The 15,092-nt window shown below is 43.8% G+C and carries 12 protein-coding genes and 29 tRNA genes; 6 read left to right on the top strand and 35 right to left on the bottom strand.

Translation table 11 applies throughout. The features are described from left to right. Positions 1-52 precede the first annotated feature (52 nt). On the top strand, positions 53-1,141 hold the full coding sequence (gene nagZ, locus V7K69_RS05220; protein WP_335032013.1) for a beta-N-acetylhexosaminidase: 1,089 nt from the start codon (positions 53-55) through the stop codon (positions 1,139-1,141). A gap of 87 nt (positions 1,142-1,228) precedes the next feature. On the opposite strand, the gene V7K69_RS05215 is transcribed toward nagZ, so the two are convergent. The 29 genes from V7K69_RS05215 to V7K69_RS05075 all read right to left on the bottom strand — a co-directional run bounded on the left by V7K69_RS05215 (position 1,229) and on the right by V7K69_RS05075 (position 4,066). After that, positions 1,229-1,299: transfer RNA gene (locus V7K69_RS05215), tRNA-Lys, on the bottom strand. Positions 1,300-1,436: 137 nt separating this feature from the next. Beyond that, a tRNA-OTHER gene (locus tag V7K69_RS05210) sits at positions 1,437-1,519 on the bottom strand. A 6-nt stretch (positions 1,520-1,525) separates the two neighbouring features. After that, positions 1,526-1,601: transfer RNA gene (locus V7K69_RS05205), tRNA-His, on the bottom strand. 5 nt (positions 1,602-1,606) lie between these two features. Continuing rightward, positions 1,607-1,680, bottom strand: a tRNA-Ala gene (locus V7K69_RS05200). A 98-nt stretch (positions 1,681-1,778) separates the two neighbouring features. Further along, positions 1,779-1,852: transfer RNA gene (locus tag V7K69_RS05195), tRNA-Arg, on the bottom strand. 6 nt (positions 1,853-1,858) lie between these two features. Then, a tRNA-Val gene (locus V7K69_RS05190) sits at positions 1,859-1,934 on the bottom strand. A gap of 5 nt (positions 1,935-1,939) precedes the next feature. Further along, positions 1,940-2,011, bottom strand: a tRNA-Gly gene (locus V7K69_RS05185). A gap of 4 nt (positions 2,012-2,015) precedes the next feature. Continuing rightward, positions 2,016-2,088: transfer RNA gene (locus V7K69_RS05180), tRNA-Thr, on the bottom strand. Positions 2,089-2,097: 9 nt separating this feature from the next. Continuing rightward, a tRNA-Met gene (locus V7K69_RS05175) sits at positions 2,098-2,174 on the bottom strand. A 10-nt stretch (positions 2,175-2,184) separates the two neighbouring features. Further along, positions 2,185-2,257: transfer RNA gene (locus V7K69_RS05170), tRNA-Leu, on the bottom strand. Next, positions 2,222-2,368 carry a hypothetical protein gene (locus V7K69_RS05165; protein ID WP_335032011.1) on the bottom strand — a complete coding sequence of 49 codons (147 nt, stop codon included), beginning with the start codon at positions 2,366-2,368 and terminating at the stop codon, positions 2,222-2,224. The genes V7K69_RS05170 and V7K69_RS05165 overlap by 36 nt, the downstream gene beginning before the upstream one ends. After that, positions 2,339-2,415, bottom strand: a tRNA-Leu gene (locus V7K69_RS05160). Before V7K69_RS05160 ends, V7K69_RS05165 begins: the two co-directional genes overlap by 30 nt. A 4-nt stretch (positions 2,416-2,419) precedes the next feature. Next, positions 2,420-2,493, bottom strand: a tRNA-Leu gene (locus V7K69_RS05155). A gap of 3 nt (positions 2,494-2,496) precedes the next feature. Continuing rightward, positions 2,497-2,569 (bottom strand) — tRNA-Pro (locus V7K69_RS05150). A gap of 1 nt (position 2,570) precedes the next feature. Continuing rightward, positions 2,571-2,648, bottom strand: a tRNA-Leu gene (locus tag V7K69_RS05145). A gap of 9 nt (positions 2,649-2,657) precedes the next feature. Next, a tRNA-Leu gene (locus V7K69_RS05140) sits at positions 2,658-2,757 on the bottom strand. 6 nt (positions 2,758-2,763) lie between these two features. Continuing rightward, positions 2,764-2,839: transfer RNA gene (locus V7K69_RS05135), tRNA-Gln, on the bottom strand. Positions 2,840-2,842: 3 nt separating this feature from the next. Next, positions 2,843-2,915: transfer RNA gene (locus V7K69_RS05130), tRNA-Gln, on the bottom strand. Positions 2,916-3,065: 150 nt separating this feature from the next. Then, a tRNA-Asn gene (locus tag V7K69_RS05125) sits at positions 3,066-3,140 on the bottom strand. Positions 3,141-3,146: 6 nt separating this feature from the next. Beyond that, a tRNA-Phe gene (locus V7K69_RS05120) sits at positions 3,147-3,221 on the bottom strand. Positions 3,222-3,246: 25 nt separating this feature from the next. Beyond that, a tRNA-Arg gene (locus V7K69_RS05115) sits at positions 3,247-3,321 on the bottom strand. 4 nt (positions 3,322-3,325) lie between these two features. Continuing rightward, positions 3,326-3,415 (bottom strand) — tRNA-Ser (locus V7K69_RS05110). Positions 3,416-3,419: 4 nt separating this feature from the next. Next, a tRNA-Tyr gene (locus V7K69_RS05105) sits at positions 3,420-3,542 on the bottom strand. Between the two features lie 7 nt (positions 3,543-3,549). Next, a tRNA-Glu gene (locus V7K69_RS05100) sits at positions 3,550-3,620 on the bottom strand. Between the two features lie 59 nt (positions 3,621-3,679). Further along, positions 3,680-3,751, bottom strand: a tRNA-Trp gene (locus V7K69_RS05095). Between the two features lie 3 nt (positions 3,752-3,754). Beyond that, positions 3,755-3,828 (bottom strand) — tRNA-Ile (locus V7K69_RS05090). A 7-nt stretch (positions 3,829-3,835) separates the two neighbouring features. Continuing rightward, a tRNA-Cys gene (locus tag V7K69_RS05085) sits at positions 3,836-3,908 on the bottom strand. Positions 3,909-3,911: 3 nt separating this feature from the next. Then, positions 3,912-3,988: transfer RNA gene (locus tag V7K69_RS05080), tRNA-Glu, on the bottom strand. A 4-nt stretch (positions 3,989-3,992) separates the two neighbouring features. After that, a tRNA-Asp gene (locus V7K69_RS05075) sits at positions 3,993-4,066 on the bottom strand. Between the two features lie 508 nt (positions 4,067-4,574). On the opposite strand from V7K69_RS05075, the gene V7K69_RS05070 reads away from it, so the two are divergent. Continuing rightward, positions 4,575-5,423 carry a polysaccharide deacetylase family protein gene (locus V7K69_RS05070; protein ID WP_335032009.1) on the top strand — a complete coding sequence of 283 codons (849 nt, stop codon included), beginning with the start codon at positions 4,575-4,577 and terminating at the stop codon, positions 5,421-5,423. A 31-nt stretch (positions 5,424-5,454) separates the two neighbouring features. Here the strand turns inward: V7K69_RS05070 and V7K69_RS05065 are convergent, their stop codons facing one another. From V7K69_RS05065 to V7K69_RS05055, 3 genes are all read right to left on the bottom strand, one after another. After that, the gene (locus V7K69_RS05065) at positions 5,455-5,844 is read right to left on the bottom strand and encodes an alr0857 family protein (protein ID WP_335032007.1); all 390 of its coding nucleotides are present in this window, start codon (positions 5,842-5,844) and stop codon (positions 5,455-5,457) included. Between the two features lie 16 nt (positions 5,845-5,860). Next, complete coding sequence (locus V7K69_RS05060; protein ID WP_442936119.1) at positions 5,861-6,385, bottom strand: HNH endonuclease; 525 nt, start codon at positions 6,383-6,385, stop codon at positions 5,861-5,863. A gap of 116 nt (positions 6,386-6,501) precedes the next feature. Continuing rightward, on the bottom strand, positions 6,502-6,753 hold the full coding sequence (locus tag V7K69_RS05055) for a hypothetical protein (RefSeq protein WP_012409306.1): 252 nt from the start codon (positions 6,751-6,753) through the stop codon (positions 6,502-6,504). Between the two features lie 71 nt (positions 6,754-6,824). Between V7K69_RS05055 and V7K69_RS05050 the strand changes: the two genes are divergently transcribed. The 3 genes from V7K69_RS05050 (at position 6,825) to V7K69_RS05040 (ending at position 10,686) form a co-directional block, all read left to right on the top strand. Beyond that, the gene (locus V7K69_RS05050; protein WP_012409307.1) at positions 6,825-7,160 is read left to right on the top strand and encodes a hypothetical protein; all 336 of its coding nucleotides are present in this window, start codon (positions 6,825-6,827) and stop codon (positions 7,158-7,160) included. Between the two features lie 887 nt (positions 7,161-8,047). Beyond that, positions 8,048-10,069 (top strand): sensor histidine kinase, encoded by a 2,022-nt coding sequence (locus V7K69_RS05045; protein WP_335032005.1) that lies wholly within the window; start codon positions 8,048-8,050, stop codon positions 10,067-10,069. An 8-nt stretch (positions 10,070-10,077) separates the two neighbouring features. Beyond that, positions 10,078-10,686, top strand: coding sequence for an SRPBCC family protein (locus V7K69_RS05040; protein ID WP_335032003.1), 609 nt, complete (start codon positions 10,078-10,080; stop codon positions 10,684-10,686). A gap of 81 nt (positions 10,687-10,767) precedes the next feature. On the opposite strand, the gene V7K69_RS05035 is transcribed toward V7K69_RS05040, so the two are convergent. Continuing rightward, positions 10,768-10,840, bottom strand: a tRNA-Glu gene (locus V7K69_RS05035). Between the two features lie 327 nt (positions 10,841-11,167). On the opposite strand from V7K69_RS05035, the gene V7K69_RS05030 reads away from it, so the two are divergent. After that, a complete protein-coding gene (locus tag V7K69_RS05030) occupies positions 11,168-13,078 on the top strand; it encodes a cation:proton antiporter (protein ID WP_334805513.1) in 1,911 nt (636 codons plus the stop codon). A gap of 208 nt (positions 13,079-13,286) precedes the next feature. Here V7K69_RS05030 and V7K69_RS05025 read toward each other — a convergent pair whose 3' ends face one another. Together V7K69_RS05025 and V7K69_RS05020 are read right to left on the bottom strand one after the other, a co-directional pair. Then, the gene (locus V7K69_RS05025) at positions 13,287-13,946 is read right to left on the bottom strand and encodes a cytochrome b N-terminal domain-containing protein (protein ID WP_335032001.1); all 660 of its coding nucleotides are present in this window, start codon (positions 13,944-13,946) and stop codon (positions 13,287-13,289) included. 300 nt (positions 13,947-14,246) lie between these two features. Further along, on the bottom strand, positions 14,247-14,945 hold the full coding sequence (locus V7K69_RS05020; RefSeq protein ID WP_335031999.1) for an esterase/lipase family protein: 699 nt from the start codon (positions 14,943-14,945) through the stop codon (positions 14,247-14,249). Positions 14,946-15,092: the final 147 nt, after the last annotated feature.

The raw sequence follows: 15,092 nt of genomic DNA, 5'->3' as shown, positions 1-15,092 counted from the left end.
TAGGGTACTGGTTATAGATTGCTATTAAACACCTCTAGTTAGGTAAAAGATTATGAGTGGTTCACAAGAGCTAAAACACTTTGGAAATCACCTGATTTTAGGTATTTCCGGCACTACACTAAACGATGACGATAAACGTGTACTCAGTGAATTAAAGCCGATTGGGGTGATATTTTTTGCTAAAAACTTTTTAGATGGCGCTCCATATCAAGTTTGGCTAGAAAGCTTCAAGGATTTAAACAGCCAGATACGAGAATATGCTGAACGTGATTCAATGTTTATGACTCTGGATCATGAAGGAGGTCGTGTCATTCGCACACCAATGCCGATTACGCGGTTTCCTCATGCGTTGTTGTTGCGATCGCACGCCCGTGAAGTAGCAAAAGCCACAGCTACAGAACTAAAATCATTGGGAATAAATTTATCTTGGGCTCCTGTAGCAGATGTTTTTTCCCATCCCCAAAACCCTGTCATCGGGCCTCGTGCCTTTGGTAACACTCCCGAAATCGCCGCAAAAGGTGCCCGTGATTACTACCTTGGACTTCAAGAATCAGGAATTTTGGGATGCGCCAAGCACTTCCCCGGACATGGAGACACTAGCAAAGACTCTCACATTGAGCTACCAATACTGGATTTAACTTTAGAAGACCTGCGACTTCGAGAACTTGTACCTTTCAAAGCTTTAATCGAAGTACAGATTCCTTTAATCATGACTGCCCATATTTTATTTCCTAGGATAGATGCAGATTTACCAGCAACACTATCCCAGCCTATCCTCAAAAGCATACTTAGGGAACAACTTGGTTTTCAGGGAGTGGTTGTATCTGACGACTTGGATATGAAAGCGATCTCAGATATGTTTATGAAAGCTGGTACTGTGGCGCGATCGTTTCATGCAGGCTGTGACCTGTTTATCGTCTCGCGCAATATCAACTCTTCATCTATTGAAAGAACCTATAAGATTGCTGAAGATTTCGTCGATTCTCTTAGCAAGGGTAATTTAGACGAATCAGTAGTGGAAGCAGCCAGAGAAAGAATTGAGAAACTACTGGCAGTAACACCGCAATATCCCATAGAAATTTTGGATCAAGATATACTATTGCAACATACTCAACTAGCGATCGCTAGTTCCTATTCATAACCCAACGTGCATTCAAGTTGCATATTAGCAATTGCCAAAAGGCTAACAAAGATTGCAATTTTTAATTTTTAATTTTTAATTGTTTAGTGGGTGGTATAGGGGTCGAACCTATTTCTGCGGGTTAAAAGCCCGCTGCACAGCCGGTATGCCAACCACCCTGGTTAATTTGAAAAAGAAATGAGCAAGTGCGATTTGTAATACCAACATTTAGATATAAATCCACCAGGGAGGTACTGCCCCTCCTATTTCTGTGTTATCAGCACAGCGCCTCGCTTTTCGGCTCCAAGTGGATAGGTGGAAGATGGAGGAATCGAACCCCTACAGTTGCCCATACCCTGGTTTTCAAGACCAGTTGCCGTCCATTCAGCGGCATCTTCCATTCAGGGGTGTCTGACGGGACTTGAACCCGCTATGACTGGTTCCACAAACCAGCGCCTCGACCACTTTGGCTTCAGATACCATCAGTGGAATCAATGGGAATTGAACCCATAACCTCCTGCTTGCAAGGCAGGCGCTCTAGCCATTTGAGCTATGACCCCATCAAATAAGTAAAAAGAGCAAAGTAAAAACTAAAAAGAAAGAGAAATACTAAATTCATTCTTTTGACTTTTGACTTTTAACTTTTGACTTTTTTAGCCGGGAGTGGTAGGACTCGAACCCACAACTTTCGAGGTAGAAACTCGAAGCTCTATTCCATTGAGCTACACTCCCAAGATTTGGTAGTCCTGGCAGGAATTGAACCTGCAACCTCGTGCTTGTAAGGCACTTGCTCTACCGTTGAAGCTACAGGACTACGCAAGCGAGTGGAGGGACTTGAACCCACGCACTGAGTATGGCGCACTCAGATGCTACCGATTACATCACACCCGCATCAAGCTGGTAACAGGAATTGAACCTGCAACCTACTGATTACAAATCAGTTGCTCTGCCAATTGAGCTACACCAGCACTATATTTTGGTGACGGGGGCAGGAGTTGAACCTGCTGATGTTCAGGTTATGAGCCTGACGAGCCACCGTTGCTCTATCCCCGCATATTCACCAATACCCCTGACTGGATTTGAACCAGCAACCTCTTCGTTCTAAGCGAAGCGCCTCTTCCGTTGGGCTACAAGGGCAAAGTCTGAGTGGTAAGGTAAACCTACGACCTGGAGTTTCCGAAACTCCCGCGCTCCCAACTGCGCCACACCCAGATATTTTGGTACTCCCGACAGGATTTGAACCTGCAAAAAACTAGATTCTCGGTCTAGTGCGTCTTCCATTCCGCCACGAGAGCTTAGTGCCCCTGACAGGATTTGAACCTGCAAAATCTGGACTCTGATTCCAGCACGTATGCCAGTTCCGTCACAGGGGCATATCGGGATGGCAGGACTCGAACCTGCGACTCCATGCTCCCAAAGCATGGCTTCTCGCCGCTGAATTACATCCCGTTGGTACTCCTGGTGGGAGTCGAACCCACAACCAAACAGATTTTAAGTCTGTCACCTCTTCCAATTGGGCTACAGGAGCAAATTTTTGTACTCTTGGTGGGAATCGTAGACGCAAAGCGGCTTCCCGCAGGGTACCCACAACATACCGTTTTTGAGACGGCAGCCTCTTCCAATTGGGCTACAAGAGCAGAGTTTGGCAGCCCCACCAGGACTCGAACCTGGAATCTTCGCCTTCAAAGGGCGCTATGTTGCCAATTACACCACAGGGCTTTATTGCCAGGGCAGGGTTTGAACCTGCAACCTCATCGTTCAGAGCGATGCGACTTACCAATTCGTCCACCCGGCATTAGATAATTCGTAATTCGTAGTTCGTAATTCATAATTATGTTTTCTGAGAGTGATTTTAACCTCGATTAACATACAAGCCGTTTATAAAAACGTGGGTATAAACCCCTATTTAATTACGAATTACGAAGTAGTAATTACGAATTATAATTGGCTGCCTCAGTAGGACTCGAACCTACAACCGCGCGGTTAACAACCGCTTGCTCTACCATTGAGCTATGAGGCAACGAAGCCCCCCAGGTCGGAATCGAACCGACGACCTCCTGTTTTTCAAACAGGCGCTAACTACCAACTGAGCTACCGAGGGATAGAAGAAGAGATCATCTAAAGAGCGAGAGTGGAGGGATTTGAACCCTCACGTCTTCAGTTTCGTAGACTGAGATGTTATCCAGTTACACCACACTCTCAAAACGGAGAGAACAGGATTTGAACCTGCGACGGATATTAACTACCCGTTTCCTCTTAGCAGGAGGACGCTTTCAGCCACTCAGCCACCTCTCCATAGTGGGTCGAGCAGGATTTGTAGCTTGCTTCCCGTTCGCGTAGCGTCTCGAAGAGAAGGGTACCTGCGTGTAAAAAAGAACAGTTTTACAGACTGTCGCCTTCAACCAGACTCGGCCACCGACCCATAATCATTCCCCCGACGAGAATTGAACTCGCATCTGTGCTTTGAAAGAACACTGACTTAACCATTCGTCCACGGGGGCATAATTTGCAGAATTTTTAGATTAAAAAATTTAAAACCTAAAATTCAAAATTGTCTGACACAGGGACTAGGATTTGAACCTAGAACATCGGATTTGGAGTCACGAGATGTTACCGTTACACCATCCCTGCATTTGGTAGCAGTGGCGGGACTTGAACCCGCATCGACCCGGTTATGAGCCAGGGGCTTTACGTTAAGCTACGCTGCGGCACCAGAGGTCAGGGCGGGATTTGAACCCGCGCTAATCGGTTTTGCAAACCAATGCCTTACCAACTTGGCTACCTGACCACTTGGGAGTCCCGACGAGATTCGCACTCGCAGTCTTCAGCTTGAGAAACTGACGGCTTAAACTATTCGCCTACAGGACTACAACCAGGGTGACGGGATTTGAACCCGCAACATTTCCGCAGACAACGGAACGCTCTAGCCAATTGAGCTACACCCCGATTTATTGAATCTGTGCTTAAACTTTGAGTTTTTAGGCACAGATTTTGTTGGTGAACTTGCCCATTTCTTATTTAGTTTTCAAGGTTCAGATAATTGACTTTTTACTGTTAGAAACTGTTAAGAAAACAACCGAAATTCTAGGTAGCAAGCCTGTTGTGTATTACGGATGTATTCAGTGGTTTTAATGAGTGTAAACTTAGAACTTTTTTCGTTTTTCACCTCTACTGCCGATGGTTTGCAATTAGAAACAGCTTTATTGACTGGGGACTTTGGTTTATTCCAACGCCTGTCCTTTAGTTGTATGTAGAACATAACTTTGACTCTTGAGAAGCTTTGTCTTTCGCCTCACTACAAATATACTACAAAATACTACAAGAGGTGTCAAGGGGTTTCAGAAAGTTTTTTTAAAATTGTCTAGAAAAGCTTCTGCACTTATATTTGAGCTTGCTAAACCCTCTGAAAAGTCAAACTACAGCTTATGATTGGGTGAATCTTTAAAAGCCTGACGTGACAGACAACTACCTCAAGCGACAACAGATAATTAGTATTGTCGCGATCGCCTCTACGATTACAGCTTGTAGTATTGCTCCAGGCACCTCCCCACAATTGGGGTTGAACCAGCCAGTAAGCAAAATACATACTGCACAAGTTCAAGATCCAACAAAGGGCCAAATTAATGCCCAATTACCGCCATCAGCCAAAGTAGAAAACCCTACTTTTACAGTCCCAGACAAATTTCAGGGAAAAACAGTTTATAAGGTACAACCCAGCAGCAACGAAAAGGTTATTGCTCTGAGCATTGATGATGGGCCTTGGCCAAAGACAACCCTAGAAATGCTGGATATCCTGAAGCAAAACGATGTTAAAGCAACATTCTTTTGGGTAGGACAAGCCTTACAAGCAAATCCCGACCTAGCCAAACAAGTGGTAGCCCAGGGACACGCCATTGGCAACCATACTTGGCATCATTGGTATCGGCGGATGGATGAAGCCACAGCCAAGAGTGAAATCGATCGCACATCCGATCTGATATACAAAACTACAGGAGTCAAAACTTCTCTATTTCGTCCTCCTGGAGGCTTTTTAAATAACGGACTAGCCGCTTATGCTAAAAGCCAGAAAGACGCTGTAATTATGTGGTCACTAACTTCCGCTGATACCGATCCTCACGCCAAACCGCAGGCATTTGTAAATAATGTCCTGAAAGGCGCGAAACCTGGTTTTATTGTTTTAATGCACGACGGTGGTGGCGATCGCCGAAGAACAGTAGAAGCTTTGCCACAAATTATCAGTGGACTCAAACAGCAAGGCTACCGATTTGTGACAATTCCCGAATTGCTGCAAATGGCGCAATAAAGGGTGAGAATTTCTCACCCTACTATTTCGTTTATTCACTCATGACAGAAGTACAAGCTTGAGCTTCTTGCCAAAGTTTGTGCAAAAAGAACTCAGCGCGATCGCTCATAGTGGTGAAAAACACACCTACAGCATCCTTAGAACTATCTGATAGCCAAGAACCTTGCAGAGTGACTTCCATATATTGGGTATCAGAGGCACAGAGAGCAATGATTTCTCTGTCATCTCTTTTTACCTCAGCCTTAAGCACTTCTACTCCTGGCAAATCAACAGGCAGCAAAAAGGAAGCTGTACTGGGTTCAATGCACAAACTTTGCCCAACTCGCAGGGCCAAAATCACTCGCTGCGCTACCCATTCTTCTAGCGACAGAGTGAGACATTCCAAATCAAAACTGCTTTCAGTGTAAGTTAATTTCAGCATTCCTTATGCTCTCCTGCTATTCCAGGCTTCCTTGCATATCTATCCAAAACTGTTCGGCAAAAGAAATCGCGGGGTGAATTGGCGCTTTTGGTTTGGTACGTAATTGCATACCAGATTCAAACAGGGTGCGATCGCCTTTACGGGAGTTGCATCTCTCACAAGCTGTGACTACGTTATCCCAAGTGTGAGAACCGCCTCTTGAGCGCGGCATCACATGATCTAGTGTTAGATGCTTGCCGCTACCGCAATATTGGCAACTGTGATGATCTCGCCGTAAAACTTCCCGCCGATTCACTGGCGGAACTTTCCACATCCGCTCATTAGAAGTGATTGTTAAGCGAATATGTTTTGGCACATCAATTACCAAGTTGGGTGAGTGAACTCGCCATCCGCCTTCTGTGGTAAAACCTAACGGTTGAGCTTTGTTGGTTACTAACAGCACAATCGCCCGCTTGATATTGATCCGACACAGTGGCAAGTAATTTTGAGAAAACACCACCACAGATTGCTCTAACACTTGCATTGCGTTCGCGCCGCGCATTGTTCGCCTAGCGGACGCACCAGAAGATATCGTCACAGCTTCACTCCTTATAAAAAAACCCCCGCTTCCTGTTTGGGTGAAGCGGGGGTTAGAATTGACCGAAAAACTTTCTGGTCTCATATTGGTACAGCATTCCTTTGCCTGTACCCCCCGCTTTCTTCATCTAGTTGTGGTTTCGCAATCAACCCACTTATGCTGAGATGTCTAAAATCATAATTACCCTCTGTGATTTGCCCATAATTTCGGCTACCATCGCCCATAAATAAATACTCCACTTCCATAGCAGCTGATTCCCAACTGGCTCGGCAATTAGTAGCGCACAAAATTGAAGTAGATATGGGGAAAATGGATTTCACAGAAAATTTCACCTATTGAACATTCCTTTAAACATACTACACTTGTATTACTATCCTGTCTATACTTTTAAGGAGAAATAGTGATGCATACGATCGCTCGCACCCCAACCACCGATATGGAAGTTACCAGCATCCGCCTAGAGCGAGAACTCAAAGATAAGCTCAAAGAAATAGCTGGAAATCAGGGATATCAAGCTTTGATTCGAGATATTCTTTGGAATTATGTCCAACAGAAATCAGGTGAATGGAAGCCTCGATTTTCCCGAGCGGACATTCGAGCTAGCATAGCAGCCACAGCCCAGCAAGAAGAACGTTGCGTACTAACAGGTCAACTAATTCAACCCCAAGAACCAATGTTGTTAGGACTGACGAGAAATGGCGATATGGTTCCTCTGAGTGTCGAGAGTTTGGCTGGATAGTCTTAATTCAGGCAATGCAGCCTAGTTATTTTATTTAGGGCTGATGTACAAGAGATCCTCCAACCCCCTTAAAAAGGGGGCTATTAAGATACCCCCTGTTTAAGGGAAACCAATTGCTCAACTTAGAATACCCAAGTTGAGCAATTGGCGTTTATTAGGCGGTAGTGGGGCTACGCAAACGAGGTTTCAGCTTTTCAGTACGTAAGTCTTATTACTGAATAATTGGGCTGCATTCAGAATTTAGCTTTATTTTCTCCAATGAGTAAAACTTATTGTTAAGATTTGTAGCTTAATAAAAGGAAATTCTGAGGGGATACGAATTTTATATTTTAGATTTTTTGGTTCATACCCCGCTCTGAGCTAAGAGAGTAGTCTCTTTCAATCCAAAATCCAAAATCCAAAATTGGTTTGACGCTCTGGCTTAGTTATATTTGATTGAAAGCAACACGGAGCAAAGGATGGCTGCTTAAAGGACTAACATAAAAACAAAATTTTACAAAAATCTTAAAATCAATCCAGTGTTTTTACGGTCATGACTGGGGGATTTTCCTGAGATTCCAGAGAATTTACGGTTTATGTATACTTACAGACAGGATATTCTAAATCCAAGTTAGTTAATTATCTCAATATAAAGAAGATAAAGCAGCCAAAAATAATCAGGCTGGGTCATTTAAGAATATCCTAAGTATCTCACTACCTATGTAGCAATTTGCTTTATATAGCAGCAACTTGGCCATCTGCCATAGAAAAGGGCTATAACAGGTGAGAGAAAGTATTCATATAAGATTTGTCAATTATCAAGGTGTCGCAACACAACTAACGGTGAAGAATATGCCAATGGGTTGGGTGCAAAAACAATGGATTTATTGTCCGAGGGCGTGCCAAGAATGAAAAAACCTTTATGGTCGCCGAGACAGTACGTAGATGACATAGATCGACTACAAACTTATAAAGTCAAGCTGATGCAGCATCAGGAAGAAACTGGCCACCAGTTGGTACAAAAGATTAACCAAATCATTGCCAATACCTCCGCTACGGCATTGATGTTGCAAGATATTGCCCAATTGCTAGGAACTGCTTTTGAAGTAGATTGTTGCTGCTTAGTTTCAGTAACGGGTGAAACATCTGACGAAGCAACTACTATGAATTGGTGTGCTGATCAATATCTAGGGTTGCCACATCCAGAAGAGATGTTTTCGATGGAACAATTGCTCATGCACTCGCCAGTGCTGCAATGTGCTGCTGAACCATTGACTATTGAAGATATTTCCATCATTCAGAAGAGTCTGGTAATTGGCTGTCAGTATTTACCCCTACCCATAAAAGCTGTTTTGGCAATTCCCACCAGGTTTGGTGGAAATAATAATGGGGTGATTAATCTGATTAAATTCCAACCTTATGATTGGAGTGAATCAGAAAAACAGTTGCTCAAAGAAGTAGAGTCTGCTTGTGCGATCGCTTTTTCGCAAGTGGCGCAAGCTAAACTAATTACTCATCAACAACAATATCTCCAAAAAGGCGATCAGTATCAAAGCTTGATCAAGCAATTAACATTATTGAATCGCAGTAACTTGGAGCTTAATCAAATGCTCCAGTTAGTTATCGCCTCTACTGCCGAATCTCTACAGGCAGATCGAGGTTTACTTATACTACTAAAATATACTGATCCACTATTTAGGACTCAAGCTAAAAAACAAATTCCGAAAGCGAAAGCTAGAGTGGTTGGTGAATGGGCTAAGACAACACAAATTTCTCGTACTAGTAAACCAGAAACCTTAGAGCAGCAGTCTTTTTTGCTTGCGGAATGTGGTTTGTGCCAGCGTCCCTTTATAGATTCTGGAAAAGCAGTAATCTTCGATAACTATACAGAGCAAAATGATACCTCGGTAGCTGCTCCATTATTTGCAATCGAGCAATTGCCCGCCGTCTTATTAGTGCCGTTAGAAAGTCAAGGTAAAATCTTAGGATTTTTGGTGCTACAGCAAGCTACTACTCGCAGTTGGCAAGCAGCCGAATTAAATCTTGTGGAAATGGTTTGCGCTCAAGTAAGCAATGCCATAATTCAGTCACAGACATTGCGGCAAGTACAAACTTTGGTAGATGAGCGCACAGCGAAACTCCAGAGTAGTCTGGAACTCCAGGCAAAGTTGCATGAAAGAACCCGGCAATATGTTGAGCAACTGCGGAAACTCAATGAACTCAAAGATGAATTTTTGAGCAACATGAGCGATCGCTTGCGCTATCCTTTGACAAATATGCTGATGTCCATTCGGAACTTACGTTTGCCAGGAATCGCACCAGAGCGCCAAATTAGATACATGGATATCCTAGAGCAGGAATGCACAAAGGAAATCAACTTGATTAATGACTTGTTAACACTCCAGAAACTAGAGTCGCCTCACGAAGCTCCCCAATTAGAATCTATAGATTTAAATACTAGAATTCAGGATATAATAGTATCTTTTGAGAAGAAACTCGCAGAGAAGGGATTAAAGATTTCTGTAGATTTACCAGAGGAATCGCTAAAACTGCAAACGGAACTGGAGAGTTTTGACCGTATCCTGCAAGAGTTGTTAACTAATGCCTGTAAATACTCGCAGCATGATACCACCGTCCATTTAGAAGCTGTTCACCGAGTCGATCAACAAATCGATCAAGTTATGATAAAGGTGACGAATACAGGACATCCCATCTCCCAAGAAGAAGCAACCTACATTTTTGACAAGTTCCGTCGCGGAAAAGGGCGCTGGACTCCAGGGACTGGCTTGGGACTTGCTCTAGTCAAGTCTTTAGTGCAGCATTTGAATGGAGCGATCGCAGTTGAAAGTCTCCCAATCTCGGATTCTGAACAGAGCGAAATTTGCTTCACCCTGACTCTGCCCCAATTTTCTGACGAAAGCAAACCATAATTCTTAATGTGACTAAAGAACAGAACCCAACAGAGAACCTTGATTTCCAGTCTCCTAGTGATGACACCAATCTTGAAGGAGATTTCAGTGCTGATATAGTCGCTTTGGCAGCTAAGGTAGAAGTTCAAATTCAGAAAATAGCAGAGCGACAGCGACAAATCAGCGCCAAAGTCCAAATCCCCCAACCAGTGGAAAAAATTTGGAAGGTTTTGACAGATTATGAAGCCTTACCTGACTTTCTCCCCAACCTCGCTAAGAGTCGTCTAATCGAGCATCCCAACGGTGGAATTAGACTGGAGCAAGTAGGCTCCCAGCGCTTACTAAATTTCAACTTTTCGGCGCGGGTAGTTCTGGATTTGGAAGAATGCTTCCCCAAAGAAATTAATTTTCGGATGGTAGAGGGAGATTTTAAAGGTTTTTCTGGTAGCTGGTGTTTAGAGCCTTGTTCCCTTGGTGAATATGTAGGAACAAATCTTTGCTACACAATTCAAGTTTGGCCTAAACTCACCATGCCAGTGAGAATCATTGAAAATCGCCTGAGTAAAGACCTTCGGTTGAATCTTGTAGCTATTCACCAACGTGTAGAAGAGTTAGCCAGCAAAAAACCGTATATATAATTAGACGCTCGTTCAGAAATAATCCTGAATGAGCGTTTTAATTTATCAACTTGTAGAAAGACACGCTTCTACTTTTTTAAGTACCCCCAGGGGAATTCGAATCCCCGTTACCTCCGTGAAAGGGAGGTGTCCTAGGCCTCTAGACGATGGGGGCATCGGACTCAGACCTTTTATAAATTAACTAATTTCCTGGCTATTGTCAACAGCTTTTGCGAAAAAAAGTTTTTGGCAGCTAAACTGGGTGGTGGCTAGAGCTTGAAAAGGATACAAAGAGATGGAGAAGCAAAAAGAATTTCGTAGAAGCTCTGATCGGAAGCCGCAAGGTGCATCAATGTCTGGCGCTGGGAACTTCGAGAGAAGCTCAGATAGAAAAAACGGTAAATTCTGCCAGGGACAAAAGGGTATGATGTTGTACCCTGTAGAGTTAATATCTACGATTTTTTACCAAAGATTTTGAAATAAATCGCTCAAAATCTCCAACATGGAAGCATCTTTTGAAATTACCCTACAGATGGCGATCGCTGTTTTTGCAGGCATTAGCGCTCAAGTGCTGGCTGCATACTTTCGCATACCCAGCATCGTCTTGTTATTGCTGTTAGGCATATTGTTCGGCTCTGATGGCATAGGGCTATTGCATCCCCATTTGCTGGGCACTGGAGTGGAAGTTATTGTTGCCCTAGCAACTGCAATAATTTTGTTTGAAGGCGGACTTAATTTGGATCTGCGAGAGTTAGGCAGGGTTTCAGTCAGCTTACAATTGCTCGTCACTCTTGGAACGCTAATCACGCTGCTTGGTGGCAGTATGGCTGCTCACTGGCTGGGTGAATTTCCTTGGAATATAGCTTTTCTCTATGCTTCCATCATTGTGGTGACAGGCCCAACCGTCGTTGGCCCTTTGCTTAAACAAATCAATGTAGATCGGCAAGTAGCAACACTTTTGGAAGGTGAAGGGGTTTTAATTGACCCTGTAGGAGCGATTCTCGCCTTCGTTGTCCTCGATACCATTTTGAACGGCGATGCCGATCCAATTAATGCGATCGTTGGTTTATTAATACGTTTGGGCGTTGGTGCAGCAATTGGTGGTGCTGGCGGTTATCTGATGAGCTTGATTTTCAAACGCGCCAGTTTTCTGTCATTCGAGCTAAAAAACTTAGTGGTGTTGGCGATACTTTGGGGTTTGTTTGCCTTATCGCAAATGATCCGCAGTGAATCGGGAGTCATGACAACAGTTGTTGCAGGAGCAGTCTTTGCTAACTCCTCAGTCCCGGAAGAACGACTGTTGCGGAGCTTTAAGGGTCAGCTAACAATTCTCAGCGTCTCGGTGCTATTTATCTTATTAGCTGCCGATTTATCCATTGCCAGTGTGTTTGCTTTGGGCTGGGGTAGTTTATTTACTGTTTTGGTATTAATGTTTGTCGTTCGCCCGATTAATATCCTGTTGTGTACCTGGAACAGTGACTTAAATTGGCGACAGAAACTATTTTTAAGCTGGGTTGCTCCTAGAGGAATTGTTGCGGCTTCTGTAGCTTCTTTTTTTGCAATCTCCCTTACCCAGCGTGGCATTAACGGCGGTGATTCGATTAAAGCTTTAGTCTTCCTGACAATTATTATGACTGTTGTCTGCCAAGGGCTAACAGCTGGCTGGGTTGCCAAATGGTTGCAAATCACCTCCAAGGACGTAACCGGGGTAGTGATTGTGGGTTGTAACCCATTGAGTCTTTTGATTGCCCGATTCTTTCAAGAACGGGGAGAAAATGTGGTCATGATTGATACTGACCCGGAATGTCTTGTTCAAGCTGAGGCGCAAAATCTGCGAGTGATTGCTAGCAGTGGGTTGGATGCTGCTGTTTTAGAAGAAGCAGGACTTGCTTCGATGGGGACTTTTTTGGCGATGACAAGTAATGGCGAGGTGAATTTTGTTTTGGCTCAACGAGCAGCCGAAGAATTTAAGCCACCGCGTGTTTTAGCTGTTTTTCCTCGTGATCCGCAAGCGAGTATTTCGGTTAGTAATAAAGTTAATCAAGCTTTTATCCCAGACTTAGCAATTAAGACTTGGAATGAATATTTAAATGATGGGCGAGTCAAATTGGGGACAACTACGCTAAATGAGCTAGAATTTTCCACTCAGTGCGATCGCATTCAAGAAAAAATTCGGACTGGGGTGTTGATACCGTTATTGGTAGAACGAGAAGAACGCTTACAGGTAATGCCAGTTAACCAAGATTGGGAAATTGGCGATCGCATTATTTACCTATTACATGACCCCAGACCTAGCCTTTTAAAGCGCTTATCTGGTGCTACCCAATCCACTCCCCTCTCTCTAGAAAAGTTAGCGGAGGTTGAAGACCTATCCCTCGTCCAATTGTCCGCTAGTGAGGCTTCTGGGGGATGAGGGGCAGGGGAAGCGGAGGGAGAAGAGGAGTGTGGGGAGTGTGGGGAGTGTGGGGAGTGTGGGGAGTGTGGGGAGTGTGGGGGGTAAGACTTCTTCCCCATCCTCCCACACTTCCCCATCCTCCCACACCCCTTGGATTTTTCACTTGTGAGAAATCCAGGCTAATGCCCAATGCCCAATGCCCCTTATTCTCTTCTTTGACTCTTTATTAACTTTGGGAAGGAATAAATTCGCCTTCTGGTGGTTGTTGTAAATTACCAATTTCTGGCTTTGGCGCTTCTTGATACATTTGCCATTCTTGCCACAGTAAAGCAGATAAATGCACGATCGCTAGAATTAGCGTCGCCACTGCAATTAAATAACTGTGGATTGTGTAAAGGTGTTCGACAGTAACGGTGTTAATCGCTCCACCCCCAGTTAGGATTTCGCGCAGTTGTCCACCAATAAAAGGAATAGCTTCGATGGTTCCCAATTCAATGTTAAAACGCCAGTATCCTTCCTGAGTCCAATCTAGGATCATCGCTGTCCAATCCAGCCCGATCGCACTTAAGGTCAACAAAATCCCGCTAATCCAAGCGGTTAGCCAACTCTTGCGGAATTGGCGACCTAAAAACATCACCACAATTTGAATCAGAGCGATCGCAATTACCGCGTTACCAGCAATGTTATGCGCTCTCCAAAACAACCAACCGTATGGCACTTGTGTATTAATCATCTTTAAGGAGTTATAAGCACCGCCTGCTGTCGGTTCATAGTAAAAAGACAGCATTACTCCCGTAGAAACATAAATTAAGCACAAAGTCAAAATCACGACTGACAATATCGTTGCTATTCGTCGCATAATCCTATCGAACTGGGTGCTTTGCATAGCTCACCCCTCCTGTTCTTAAGTAGGTATTTATTCTTTTCTAATTTTAACTACGAAATATTAATATATGTTGCACTTCTCAAATAAAAATAAATTTTTTTAATATTTCCGATAAGATAATTAGCCTAATGCCCTTTATCAGTGCTGAGTCAATACGGTTCGGTTAAGGTTTTTTGATGAAAATTCTAGATCGCAAAGACGCGATAAATCGCCGTCTCTACAAAGGGCTGATTATTGTAGAGACGGCGATTCATCGCGTCTCTTGTCTTAACGGAACCCTAATAAACCAATTCCCAATGACTAATGACTCAAATATTGCACCCAAGCTTTTAACGGTTCTGGTGAGCCATACCAAATTCCAGGACTTCTCGGAGAATGTCTCACACCTTCAATTACCAGATTTTCTGCACCTTCCAGGTGAGCAGCTTCAATTGGTGTGATGCCATCTCCCCAAGTGTTGCCCTTACCACAGGTTAATTGGTAACTACTGTAAGCTAACCAGCTACCACGCCGCTTTTGGCCAAAGATAGTTTTACCAGCCACACAAACGTAACGAACGTTTTTATAAAAAGCTCCTGGGTAGTTATTGGTGACAAAATCTAGATTTGAGCGTGTCCAGCGTTCTTGGCTAATATGGGGTGTACCCAAGGTGATCAGAGTCGCAACCAAAGGATGCGCTTTCCAAAGCGAGGGTTTAGCGTTACTGCCTACCATATAAGGCTTTTCTCCCATGTAGATGCGGGATATCCAACCTCCGGCTGAGTGACCAATTAAGTTAACTTGGTTAGCATTATATTGCTGCAATGTATGCTTGATTGTCAGGTCGAGTTTTTGTAGAATCGGTGTTACAGGTCTTCCGCCAATAGTTGGTAGCCAGTCGCGCCGTCGCAGTGGTACTGTAACCGTGGGAAAATCTAACTGTTGTAAGGATTGTTCTAGTTGGCGGTAAGCGATCGCGCTTTCTAGATATCCCGGTACAATAACTGTCGGTAACGGCATTTTAAATTTTTGAGGCAATGATTGAAGGTTTGAAACTTTTTTACAAAGAAGTAGTCAAAAATCAAAAGCTATAATTGCGATCGCACAGCTGAACTCCTTTTATAAAAACCCAAATAGCTTTGGTGGGGTTTAGGACTAGAATGTCAA

The sequence above is a fragment of the Nostoc sp. genome (genome assembly GCF_036917775.1).
Lineage (GTDB): Bacteria > Cyanobacteriota > Cyanobacteriia > Cyanobacteriales > Nostocaceae > Nostoc.
Note: the sequence above shows the minus strand (reverse complement) of the source record. Positions and strands in the feature narration are given on the sequence as shown.